Genomic DNA, 11,180 nt, shown 5'->3' with positions numbered 1-11,180 from the left:
TCAGTAGCACAGGCACAACTGCGGGGTAGGCCGTGGCCATGAGACAACTGGCAGCACCACCGCCAGCTGGCTCCTGGCTGTAGGCAATCCCCCACGTGCCTGTGCGGGTCTAGAAACCAGACACTCAGCGACTTCAGCATCCAACAACCAGTCGAGCAACGCCCCCAACCAAAAGTGCCAGAGACCCGAAGCCGCCTAGTCTCTCTGCCAACGGTGTTTGTAGGTCGGGTAAGCTACGCAATGGATCATTCTAAGAACCACAACCAAAATAAATACCACTCAGCAGCGCAGGCACAACTGCGGGGTAGGCCGTGGCCAGGAGACAACTGGCAGCACTACCGCCAGCTGGCTCCTGGCTGTAGGCAATCCCCCACGTGCCTGTGCGGGTCTAGAAAGCAGACACTCAGTGGCTTCAGTACCCAACAACCAATCGAGCAACGCCCCAATATCAAATATCTTTTGTATTCGCTTTAACTTTCTGTAAGAAGGATTTATCCATGACACAATGACCAGAACCACGCTGATCAACAGTGCCACCCACTCTGTAATTCCGATCAAAAAATCCCGCCACTCTTTCTTCCATTGTACCGAAAGAAAAGAGAGACAGGAACCGTTAACCTCTATTCTTTTTCACCATTACCATGCACACTAGAAAAACTCCTAAAATCGTCCTCCACCTTCCGCGTCAGCCTACGCTCAAACCATTTCCCTACCAACCACAGCAAGAAAATCACAACAAACATAATCAACGTCCGGATCGGCTGCGTAACGAGCGCTCGCACATCATAGCCGATAAACGTAATCATCATAATCATCACGAGCTTACCAAGCATCAACACGAACAAATAATTCTTCTTATTCATATTCGACAAGCCCGCCACGAGATTCACCAAAGCAGAAGGAGTAAACGGAAAACAAATTAAGACAAACAACGGACCAAAGCCATTACGCTCTACCCATTGAATCAGCTGTTGTACTTTTTTAGGACGCGTCAGGAACGAGAAGAACTTGTTGCCGCCAAATCTACGGACGAGCAAGAACACGACATACGAACCCGCTACGGTTCCCGCCCAGGAAAGTGCAAAGCCTAGCCAAAAACCGAACGCGATGGCATTGGCAATGACAAATACGAAGAGCGGCAGGAACGGTAGGAATGCTTCCAAAAACGTCGGAATTAATCCCATCAAAAAACCTAGCGCCTCATACTCCTCTGCCAAATCTTCCACTTTATCAATTGTTAGCCATTCATTCATCACTGACACCCTCACTGGTTTTCATAATTTTTAGTCATAATGCTGTAGAATATGTTGAATTATAGTATACTAGCTCCTAGATTGGTAAAAGAAAGATGGGCTGCCTAGTGAATACAACCTTTTCTCATGGCCTGAAAGCAGGATTGAGCATTGCGATCGGCTACTTTCCCGTTGCGCTGACGTTCGGACTGCTCGCTAAAACGACCGGCCTCTCTATTATCGAAGCAACTGCAATGAGTCTATTCGTCTACGCAGGAGCGGCTCAGTATATGGCGCTTAGTTTACTTGCGACTGGCGTTGCTCCGTGGCTCATCGTGACGAATACATTTATCGTCAATATCCGGCACTTCCTCATGACGGCTGCTCTAAGTGAAAAAGTGGAACCCGCACCTAAATGGAAGAAGGCTATTTATGCTTTCGGAATCACCGATGAAACATTTTCCGTTCTCGCCACACAACAGAATCGACAGATCACGACCGCCTTCGCATTCGGTGTTGCTTTGATCGCCTATAGCAGTTGGGTGATCTTCACAGCGGTAGGTCACGTCATTGGGGCCAACTTGCCGCAATTTCTACAACAAGCAATGTCTGTCGCGCTGTATGCAATGTTCATCGGCTTGCTCGTCCCGTCTATGAAAGGCAATCGCAAAGTGGTGTTGCTCGCAGCGATCGCAGCAGCCATTCATTGCGTGCTCTATTACACGCATCTATTGTCTACTGGATGGTCGATATTGGTCGCGACGCTCGCTTCCGCTATCTTTGTTGAGATTCTATATGTAAAGAGTAATAAAAACGTCGAACGCTTTACTGAACAGAAGGAGGAAAACTGATGGGCTCTACTTATTGGTGGATGTTGCTCGGCATGGCTATCGCGACATACGTGCCTCGAATGATTCCGTTGACCATTCTCGATGGCAAGGAATTGCCGCCAATTGTTAGCGGCGTGTTACGCAACATTCCCTATGCAGTACTTGGTGCACTTATTTTCCCGGCTATTTTACATATCCAAGATGATATTCTCTTTGGCATAATAGGTGCTGTCACAGCGTTCGCTTTAGCGTTCATCGGCCTCGACGTAATGTTTGTCGTGATTGGTACAATTGCCACCCTCGCTGTCTACAGTTTATTTTAACTCTTACTCTCACTATTCCCCACAGCGCAGACAATTAAAACAGCTACTAGCTAGTATTCGTAACAAAAAAGCGGTTTTCAAAGCATATATGCTCTTTGAAAACCGCTTTTCTTCATTCCTCGGCTTGATTCAGTCGCGCATTCTTCACCATACGCGACGCAAACCAAAAACCTACTGTCAATGACACTGCATCCGCCACATACAACATCCAGTTATGCGTATATCCTGCATAGACGGAAGCTGCAATGAGAGATACTGTCAAAATTAATCCAACGACGTGATGAAATGTCACGCGCGTAAAAAATACAACTAAAATCCCTGGCAACAACATCGCAAACATCAACTTCGTTTCGAAATCATGCATATTGTTCTCCCCTTTTATCGTACAACCACAATACCTAGACGGAAGTGGTCATGACGGAACAGCACTTGTTGCTTGAGGCGTACCTCTTGATCGCGGCCGATTACTTGTAAACGACAATGTGCAGCGTTGACTTGGATGGCATCATACAGTTGATCTTCATTATGAATCGAGATCCCGTTCACCGACTTGATTAAATCACCTGGAACAATGCCCATCTTCTCTGCTGGTGAATCGGCAAGAACGGCTACTACATATACACCTTCCGATTGAGGCACTAACAACACTTGCCTGTTGCGTTCTGATAGTGAAATCATAGCGCTCAACAAGATACGGCATAGAACACCCGCGATTAATGCAGCCCAACCAAGTACTGGCATCCAGATCGCACCAATACCTACAAGCACGACAGCTACACCAAGCCAAGCGATTGCTTTTCCCATCTTAGGAAGCAGCACGTCTGGGAACGTAGAACGTACCAGTTGCGAAAATCCAATCACTAGAGGTACCGGAATGAATGAAAATTGCTCTGAACCTAATGTGAATTGTGGCCAGTATGGAGCATATTCCGCCACCATATGTCCAGGTACTAAAAATACAACAGGCACGAGCCAAAGTAATTTCGACTGATAAATTGCCCCACGCATTCCGCGCTGAGTCGGAACGTATGTTGGAGACGTATGACGTGCCGCGTGACGACGAACCAATAAGCCTTCCGAAATTAACAACAACCCTGCAATAATCGGTACCGTTATGGCTAATGTACCGAAGAAGTCCAGATCTTCTAGAACGAACCATGTGCCGATTGAAAAGTCTCCTGCAAAACGATCCAATGCCCATAGCGCAAAAAACGCGAGAGTAACATAGTAGATCGGTGATGCTAGTTTATAAGAGAATGAGACAATAACGAGCAACATGATAACGGATAAAATGATGATCCAGTTAAAGTCGACGATCAACCCTACACCTGCGATTAGAATCGACAGGACGAGACCGTGCAACCAACCTACTGAAAGAATGTGTTTCATTTCAGTGGAACCTTTGTTTATGCCCACATTGAAATCTGTTCGTTCGCGGCTTACCCGTTTACTGCCCAGCATATAGGCAGCCACTAAAGCGATTAGCCAGACTGGATTAAGAAAAAAGTAAAGTAATGCTTCTTGTAAATTGAGTAATAGTTCGCTAGACATCTTCTGTCACCTTTCTCGCTTATCTTTACAGCTCTTTTCTTCATTGTACAAAAAAAGAAAGAAAATAGCGAGAGAGTTCTTAAGGAAGTTCCAATTTAAGCTAAATTGCACAACAAAAAAAGAGGCTGTCCGCGAGTGTCCTGTTGCCAAGACCTTGCCGAACCGCCTCTACTATTATTTTTCCAGTTCATTGACGAGGAAATCGACCGCCATTCGCAACTGTTTGTCGTTCTTTCGTTCTGCTCGATATTCTTCTGCAGCTGTTTTCAATGCAGTAAAGAATTCTCTGTCCATATCATAGCCTTCTTTGATTTCATACTCCGCACGGAATGCTTGCACAGCTTCTGCCGTTTCACGATCGAAGTAGCCATCCGTTCTACCTGGACGGTGATCAAACGCTTTGAGCATGCGTTGCGCATAAGCTACTTGATCATTGAAATGCCCTTCTTTCATCGTGTCCGTCACCATCTGCAAGTGCTCTGTGAATAACGTGTGCTGTTTTACTTCAATATCCGCTGTGACCCCTTTACCATGAATCCATTTCTCTTTAGGCGTCAACCACTTACTCGTCGACAGCTTCAATTCTCCGCCGTTCGATAATTCCATCGTTTCCTGCACCGTTCCTTTTCCGAAACTTGTTGTGCCGATGATCTCACCACGTTTTAGATCTTTGATTGCTGCACTCAATACTTCACTAGCCGATGCGCTGCCGACGTCTTGTATGACGACAACCGGTATTTGTTTCAAGCGTTCATTGAATGAAAGCTTCTCGTCTTTCTCTGTTGAGACAGGCGTCAAATTCCCCTGTGCATCTTGCATTACGACGAACGTTCGATCTTCTTCTAATAGACTACTGGAAATTTCAGATACTGCCTTCAAATAGCCGCCTGGATTACCTCGGAGATCGATGATGATAGCCTGGGCACCTTTTTTGATGACGTCAGACGTAGCCTTTTGCCACTCTTTTGCGGTCTCTTCACCAAACATGCTTAGCGCTATGTACCCCAGCTTAGCATCCCGTTCTTTAATCAGCTGATGCGACACAGACTGCACGGGCATATGATCGCGTGTGATCGTGTATTCCATATGCTTATCCGCTTCAGGTCGAAAGATCGTCAACTTCACTTCTGTTCCTTTATCACCGCGTATCATATTCACTACATCGCGTAACGTTTCATTGGCCAAACGTTCCCCGTTGACACGCACAATTTCGTCATACGGCAGTAATCCTGCCTTTTCTGCTGGTCCCCCTTTAATTGGGGCTACGATAACATACTTGCCGTTCGTCCGTGTCATTTCCGCACCGATCCCTACACGTGATCCTGCTAGTGATTCCCGATGAGACTCCGCTTCCTGCCCGGTCAGATACGTCGAATACGGATCGCCGATTGTATCGGTCATACCACGCAATGCCCCTTCAATCAGCTCGTCCTTTTTCACCGGGTATACAGCTCTCTCCTGGATCTTTTCAAACACCTCATCCACTACAGGCAACTTACTGATCGACTCATTCTTTGCAGCTTCTTCCTTACCGCAGCCATTTAGCCATATGACGCCGATTAGTAATAACACCCCCACCAAAAAAAGCCTGCTCTTACGCATTCATAACCTCCTCCTCTCTTCACTATATGAAGGGAGACAAGAAGTTACGACACGAGAACAGACTCTTTTTTCAGTCCATGGAATCAACTAATTCATTCAATGATTTTTCATCTAATGGACCAATGACTTTTTGTGCAATACGCCCTTGCGTATCAATCATATACGTTGTAGGCATCGACATCACACCATATTTTTGTGTGACTTCCGCCTTTTTATCTAGCGGTATCGGGAAGCTTAATTCATAAGAATTCACAAACTTTTCCACTTCCCCTAAACCACGCCTCTCGGATTCCGTAACGTTAACGGCGATAAGTTCTACTTGGTCTTCATCCGTTAGTTTCGAATAAAAACTTTCCATATGCGGCATTTCTGCTTTACATGGAGGACACCACGTCGCCCAGAAGTTCAAAATAACTTTCTTACCTTTCAACTCGGAAAGCGTCACCGTTTCGCCAGCAAGTGTTTCAAGTGTAAAGTCCGGTGCAGGTGAATATTGCTCCAAACCTTCCTCTTCCCCTTGCAATGCATCTTCAGGATGTACTTGTGTGATCGGTGCTTCCACCGGATCTTTCTGTCCAACTGTATTTTGTACCATAATGAAGATTAATGCACCGATAATTAATACCGTGATGATATAGCCAAGCGTCTTCTTACTCACTCTACCTCTTCCTTTCCGCTATTCGGTTGTGCCGCAACTCTCTCTATTCTCCATAGGAACAATCCGATGAAAATAGTCGTGATGAATGCTGTATTCAGTAGATTTCCTTGAATGGCGGATACGAGAAAATGAACCGCTATCAAAACACTAGCAAGTTCGCTCACTGTATTGACATTCTTTCGTTCACTCCACCATGACAACACAAAGATGGCGACAAATAATACAATTGTTGCGCTTTTCACTACCAGACTGCCTTCATTTAGAAAGGCCATAGCGATTTGATAGACAGCTTGCCAGCAAATCAATGCGAGCAATAGCGACCATTTATCGATACGCTTCCACTTCTCTTTATATACTTGCCGGAGCGTCCATAAACCAGCTACGACGAGCCCGAGTATCCAGCCAAACGTTCCCCCGTGAAAATAAAGAATAGAGAGTGGATTTTTTATGACCATAGAGAAATCTGTTAAAATCACTGATAATTTCCAGATGATTACAACATTGAAAAATAGATCACCAATTCGTGCACCATGTACTTTCCCAAAGTATAAGCGAATGAGTAGATAGGTAACTATGAAACCCACAATGAACGCAATCCATGACGAAGGCATTGTAATGGAACCGATTGGATAATACTGCGTAACCGGCATCGTCAATCCTCCTATTCTTTCTATGAACGTATGAAAACCCACCTTTTCAGGCAGGTTTTCATTTCATGCTATATTAAAAAGAAACGTAATGCAACGGGTTGACTGCACTCGGACCTTTTGCAGAGAAGTTTCCTACGTGCACTTCAAAGTGCAAATGTGGTCCTGTAGAGTAACCTGTCGAACCGACTGCTCCGATTAACTGACCTTTATCGACAGATTGTCCTGAGCTTGTACCAATCGTTGAGAGGTGACCATAGACCGTCGTCAAAATTTGACCGTTCATGGAGTGCGTGATCATAACCACGTTACCGAATCCTTCCATAGTGCCCGCGTACGATACGACGCCATCTCCTGCTGCTACAACCGGAGTGCCTGTAGGGGCGCTAATATCCATTCCACGGTGTTGTTTTTTCACTTTCGATATCGGATGAGTCCGCCAGCCGAATCCTGAACTGAATCTACCCGTTGTCGGTTTTGTCCACGATCCGCTGGAGACGGGTGGAGCGGCACTTGAACTTGAAGATGCACCTGAACGGCTATTTGCTGCAGCCGCTGCTTGTGCTGCCAATCTTTCTTGCTGCAACTTGTGCTTTCTCGCTTGCTCTTTACGAGCGACTTCCGCTAAACGATTTTGTTCTGCGATAATTTTCTTTTCGAGTTTTGAACTGAATGCTACCGTATCGCTATATTCTTCTTCCAATGCGCCTTTTTCACTTGATAGTTTTTCCTGACTCTTTTCAAGCTCATTGACAACATCTCTTTTTTCGAGCTTTTGTTCATCCAATTCGTCTTTCATTGCTTGAATTTTTTGCTTGCGTTCTTCTTGTTCAGCTAACTTCTGCTCTACAAGTTTCTTTTCTTCTTCAAGCAACGCCATATCTTCTTCTTGCTGTTGAATGATTTTTCGATCTGCATCCATTAATGTAGATACTGCCGAGAAACGATCAATGAAATCTGCGAAACTGTTAGCACCAAGAAGTACGTCCAAATAACTGACTTTATTCCCCTTGACTTGCATAACGCGAACACGCTCACGCAATACCTCGTCTCGTTGTTCGATCCGATTCTCTAATTCTTTAATAGACGCTTGAAGTTCATCAATTTCAATTTTAGTCTGATTCATTTCTGCAATGATTCGATCCAAATTTTGATTGGTTTCTTCAATCTTGTCATTCAATTTTTTGATTTGAGTAATCAGCACATCTACTTTTGACTGCTTCTCCTGTATTTGAATCTCTTTCTTTTGAATAGTCGAATCTAAATTTTTCTTCTTCATTTCTGCTGCATTTTTTTCATTCTGCAAATCTTTCAGAGAGTCCGCGAATACGTCTGCACTTCCAACCGTTGTGGTAAGCAAACAAACCGCAAGGACACTTGAAATGATTCTATGTCTTTTTATCAAATCCGTGTTCTCCCCTTAGTAAAAATTACGATTTTAAGAATTTCCTAACTGACATGAAACTACCCCAGACACCAATAAAGACGGCGACGAATAGTAGTAAAAAGTTTAATTGTAATAGGAACGGGTTAGGATCGAGCAAATGGAATAATTGATTTTGCAAACGACCTTCCCAGAAATCATACAATTTCGAATAAAATATTGTCATGAGCGTCATCGGAAGAACCGCGCCAAAAATTCCAAGCCACACGCCTTCGAGCATGAAAGGAATCCGCACGAAACTATCTGTTGCACCGACCAGTTTCATAATATCGATTTCTGTCCGCCTCGCCACAATGGTGAGTCGAATCGTGTTCGATATGAGGAACATGGCAGTAAACAGCAAGGCCAATATTAAGCCTAGTCCGACGTTCCGTCCTATTTTTAAGACGTTGAAAAGTTTTTCTACTTTACCTTCACCGTACTCCACGTCAAAAGTATACGTGTACGTTGAGATTTCATTGGCGATGGATGCCGTGTTTTTCGGATCATCCGCTTTAACATATAATGCATCACCGAGGGGATTGTCTTGTTTGTAGAGCGCTAACTCATCACCGAATGATTGAATCATTCGCTCCAATTCCTGTTTGCGTGAGGAATACTTGACTTCGGCAACACCTGGGGTTTCTTTAACTTCCTTCAATAGTTCCTGGACTTCTACTTCACTCGCTCCTGGTTCCGCGACGACTTTAATCTCCACATCGTTTTCGATGTTATCCGCCAGTTGATTTAAGTTCATCATAATGACGATGAATACGCCAATCAATAATAAAGTCACGGTCACAGCGCTAACTGATGCAAAGGTCATCCAGCCGTTTCGACTAAGACTTTTGAAACTTTCCCGAATATGACGTCGTACTGTTCTAGATTTCATTGGAGTATTCTCCTTCGTGCTCATCTCGTGTGATGAGTCCGCCTTCGATCTGTATCACGCGATGTGGTTGATTATCCACAATATCTTTATTATGTGTAGCCATAATGATCGTTGTGCCTTGTGCATTTATTCGTTCAAAAATCTTCATGATTTCCCATGAAGTCTCTGGATCTAAATTCCCTGTCGGTTCGTCGGCAATGACAAGCTTCGGTTGATTGACGATCGATCGTGCAATCGACACGCGTTGCTGTTCTCCACCTGACAGTTCATTTGGAAACATTCTAGTTTTTCTGGTGAGCCCTACTAATTTCAGCACCTCTGTCACTTTTTGACGTATGACGCTCGGTGATTCTTCAATTACCTCTAGCGCATACGCAATATTTTCGTAGACAGTCAGCTTCGGCAGTAGTTTAAAATCTTGAAATACTACGCCAATTTGTCTTCTCAAATAAGGGACGTCTTTTCTATGCATTTTTGTCAGTTCCGTATTGTTGAAGTAAATCAGTCCACTAGACGGGACTTCTTCACGATACATCATTTTAATGAACGTGGATTTACCTGCCCCACTCGGCCCGACAACATATACAAATTCCCCTTTTTCGATTTCGACATGAATTCCGTTAGAGGCTACAACACCATTCGGGTACTTTTTGTATACATTTTTCATTACAATCATACATCATAACCACCTGAATTTTGTTTTTCTCTCATATTCGCCATTTTAATTATAGCATGGGCTTTCCTCTACCAAGTATTACAATTATGTATCAATTGATCAAGCAAGCATAATAGTAAAAAATAGTGTGTTTTACGGATTTATGTACAAAAAAAGATCGCCCCAAGAAAATCTTGGAGACGATCGGAATTCTCATTATTTCTTTTCAGCTAACCAAGCAGCAACTGCGTCTGCTTCTTCGCCTTGAATAATACCAGGAGGCATAGCGCCTTTACCGTTAATGATAATATCATGGATTTCTTCTTCAGAGTGTGTAGCTCCAGCTTTGTCTAGTGCTGGACCTGCTCCACCTTCCAAGTTTCCTCCGTGACATGATGCACAGCTTTGTTGTACAACTGCTTCTGCATCTACATCAGTAGTCGCTGCTCCGTTGTCGTTTGCAGCGTCATCTTTTGGCGCTGAAGCGTTATCGTCGCCTCCACCACAAGCGCCGAGAACTAGTGCTGCTCCGAAGAGTGTAGCTAATAGTTTGTTCTTCATGTAATATCCTCCCTTTTACTTAAATTTTTCTAACACAACAAGTAGTATACCAAATAACAACCGAATTATGGTGAAAATAGATGACAAAGTTACAAACTATCCAGGACAATTGTGTTCCCCTTCTATTTCACGCCATAAAAAGCCCTTTTGGTAGTTAATACATATATAGTATTGACCAAACATCAGATTCTTAAACATAATATCTTGTTAAATGGTGAAAATAGAGAATACATTCAGCATCCACGAGGAGATTTCCACGGCAGCTGGAGTCTCTTTCCACAAAATTCTACAGAAAAATTAGTTCAATGTAGATCGTTCTTTGTCACAATCTGTAATATTGTAACCTCTCTGTAATATTTAAAACGCAAATGTGACAAAAACTCACATACATATACAAAAACAAAACAAGTTTTCATTTATCTTGATTCATTTTCACTTTAAACAAGAAAAAATCATTCCATGAACTTTTTTACAAGTATCAACACAATGCTAAAAGTATAATATTCCCTAAATCCTTAACTCAATACGCATGTAACTTCTTTTAACAATGAACAGCCAAGCCAGATTATGATGGATTGTAGGGATTGGAGCGGCAGGCGGCGACTCCCGGAGGATCAGCGTGTGCCTTGAGACCCTGGACAGGTGCCTTAATTTCTTCAAAGTACGCAGAAATACGGCAAAGCGAACCCTTCGCTGTTCGCTTGGCTCAAGCCACGCCCTCGGGAAATCGTCCGCCTAGAGCGCAAATCCCCCCAACAGCCAAGCGAACGAATAATGAACCGCACGAATTGCTACCCACTTACATT

At 43.8% G+C, this 11,180-nt stretch carries 12 protein-coding genes; 2 read left to right on the top strand and 10 right to left on the bottom strand.

The window, feature by feature from the left end; all coding sequences use genetic code 11:
• Nucleotides 1-620: 620 nt before the first annotated feature.
• Nucleotides 621-1,253, bottom strand: coding sequence for a TVP38/TMEM64 family protein (locus CSV74_RS13800; RefSeq protein WP_099671626.1), 633 nt, complete (start codon nucleotides 1,251-1,253; stop codon nucleotides 621-623).
• Nucleotides 1,254-1,360: 107 nt separating this feature from the next.
• Between CSV74_RS13800 and CSV74_RS13795 the strand changes: the two genes are divergently transcribed.
• Both CSV74_RS13795 and CSV74_RS13790 read left to right on the top strand, forming a co-directional pair.
• On the top strand, nucleotides 1,361-2,083 hold the full coding sequence (locus tag CSV74_RS13795) for an AzlC family ABC transporter permease (protein ID WP_233190958.1): 723 nt from the start codon (nucleotides 1,361-1,363) through the stop codon (nucleotides 2,081-2,083).
• Nucleotides 2,083-2,385 carry an AzlD domain-containing protein gene (locus tag CSV74_RS13790; RefSeq protein ID WP_029052496.1) on the top strand — a complete coding sequence of 101 codons (303 nt, stop codon included), beginning with the start codon at nucleotides 2,083-2,085 and terminating at the stop codon, nucleotides 2,383-2,385. Before CSV74_RS13795 ends, CSV74_RS13790 begins: the two co-directional genes overlap by 1 nt.
• A 112-nt stretch (nucleotides 2,386-2,497) precedes the next feature.
• Here CSV74_RS13790 and CSV74_RS13785 read toward each other — a convergent pair whose 3' ends face one another.
• From CSV74_RS13785 to cccB, 9 genes are all read right to left on the bottom strand, one after another.
• Nucleotides 2,498-2,749: a CsbA family protein gene (locus CSV74_RS13785; RefSeq protein ID WP_029052497.1), complete on the bottom strand. Its 252-nt coding sequence runs from the start codon at nucleotides 2,747-2,749 to the stop codon at nucleotides 2,498-2,500.
• A gap of 14 nt (nucleotides 2,750-2,763) precedes the next feature.
• Nucleotides 2,764-3,936, bottom strand: coding sequence for a PDZ domain-containing protein (locus CSV74_RS13780; protein ID WP_099692132.1), 1,173 nt, complete (start codon nucleotides 3,934-3,936; stop codon nucleotides 2,764-2,766).
• A gap of 174 nt (nucleotides 3,937-4,110) precedes the next feature.
• Entirely contained in the window at nucleotides 4,111-5,538 is a 1,428-nt protein-coding gene (locus CSV74_RS13775; RefSeq protein ID WP_029052499.1) for a S41 family peptidase, read from the bottom strand.
• Between the two features lie 70 nt (nucleotides 5,539-5,608).
• Nucleotides 5,609-6,196 (bottom strand): peroxiredoxin family protein, encoded by a 588-nt coding sequence (locus tag CSV74_RS13770; protein ID WP_099692131.1) that lies wholly within the window; start codon nucleotides 6,194-6,196, stop codon nucleotides 5,609-5,611.
• A complete protein-coding gene (locus tag CSV74_RS13765) occupies nucleotides 6,193-6,846 on the bottom strand; it encodes a hypothetical protein (RefSeq protein WP_099692130.1) in 654 nt (217 codons plus the stop codon). The genes CSV74_RS13770 and CSV74_RS13765 overlap by 4 nt, the downstream gene beginning before the upstream one ends.
• A gap of 73 nt (nucleotides 6,847-6,919) precedes the next feature.
• On the bottom strand, nucleotides 6,920-8,248 hold the full coding sequence (locus tag CSV74_RS13760) for a murein hydrolase activator EnvC family protein (protein ID WP_233190956.1): 1,329 nt from the start codon (nucleotides 8,246-8,248) through the stop codon (nucleotides 6,920-6,922).
• Nucleotides 8,249-8,273: 25 nt separating this feature from the next.
• Nucleotides 8,274-9,158, bottom strand: a complete 885-nt coding sequence (gene ftsX / locus CSV74_RS13755) for a permease-like cell division protein FtsX (RefSeq protein WP_029052502.1) — start codon at nucleotides 9,156-9,158, stop codon at nucleotides 8,274-8,276.
• The gene (gene ftsE / locus CSV74_RS13750) at nucleotides 9,148-9,834 is read right to left on the bottom strand and encodes a cell division ATP-binding protein FtsE (RefSeq protein WP_029052503.1); all 687 of its coding nucleotides are present in this window, start codon (nucleotides 9,832-9,834) and stop codon (nucleotides 9,148-9,150) included. Before ftsE ends, ftsX begins: the two co-directional genes overlap by 11 nt.
• Before the next feature lie 195 nt (nucleotides 9,835-10,029).
• A complete protein-coding gene (cccB, locus tag CSV74_RS13745; protein WP_099692129.1) occupies nucleotides 10,030-10,374 on the bottom strand; it encodes a cytochrome c551 in 345 nt (114 codons plus the stop codon).
• Between the last annotated feature and the right edge of the window lie 806 nt (nucleotides 10,375-11,180).

Origin of the sequence: Sporosarcina sp. P19 (genome assembly GCF_002743165.1) — a bacterium.
Taxonomy (GTDB): Bacteria; Bacillota; Bacilli; order Bacillales_A; family Planococcaceae; genus Sporosarcina; species Sporosarcina ureae.
Note: the sequence above shows the minus strand (reverse complement) of the source record. Positions and strands in the feature narration are given on the sequence as shown.

Excerpts from the sequence above, each read along its gene's own strand:
- CSV74_RS13800 (WP_099671626.1), bottom strand. The coding sequence starts at position 1,253 with ATGAATGAATGGCTAACAATTGATAAAGTGGAAGATTTGGCAGAGGAG.
- CSV74_RS13790 (WP_029052496.1), top strand. The coding sequence starts at position 2,083 with ATGGGCTCTACTTATTGGTGGATGTTGCTCGGCATGGCTATCGCGACA.
- CSV74_RS13785 (WP_029052497.1), bottom strand. The coding sequence starts at position 2,749 with ATGCATGATTTCGAAACGAAGTTGATGTTTGCGATGTTGTTGCCAGGG.
- CSV74_RS13780 (WP_099692132.1), bottom strand. The coding sequence starts at position 3,936 with ATGTCTAGCGAACTATTACTCAATTTACAAGAAGCATTACTTTACTTT.
- CSV74_RS13775 (WP_029052499.1), bottom strand. The coding sequence starts at position 5,538 with ATGCGTAAGAGCAGGCTTTTTTTGGTGGGGGTGTTATTACTAATCGGC.
- CSV74_RS13765 (WP_099692130.1), bottom strand. The coding sequence starts at position 6,846 with ATGCCGGTTACGCAGTATTATCCAATCGGTTCCATTACAATGCCTTCG.
- ftsX (WP_029052502.1), bottom strand. The coding sequence starts at position 9,158 with ATGAAATCTAGAACAGTACGACGTCATATTCGGGAAAGTTTCAAAAGT.
- ftsE (WP_029052503.1), bottom strand. The coding sequence starts at position 9,834 with ATGATTGTAATGAAAAATGTATACAAAAAGTACCCGAATGGTGTTGTA.
- cccB (WP_099692129.1), bottom strand. The coding sequence starts at position 10,374 with ATGAAGAACAAACTATTAGCTACACTCTTCGGAGCAGCACTAGTTCTC.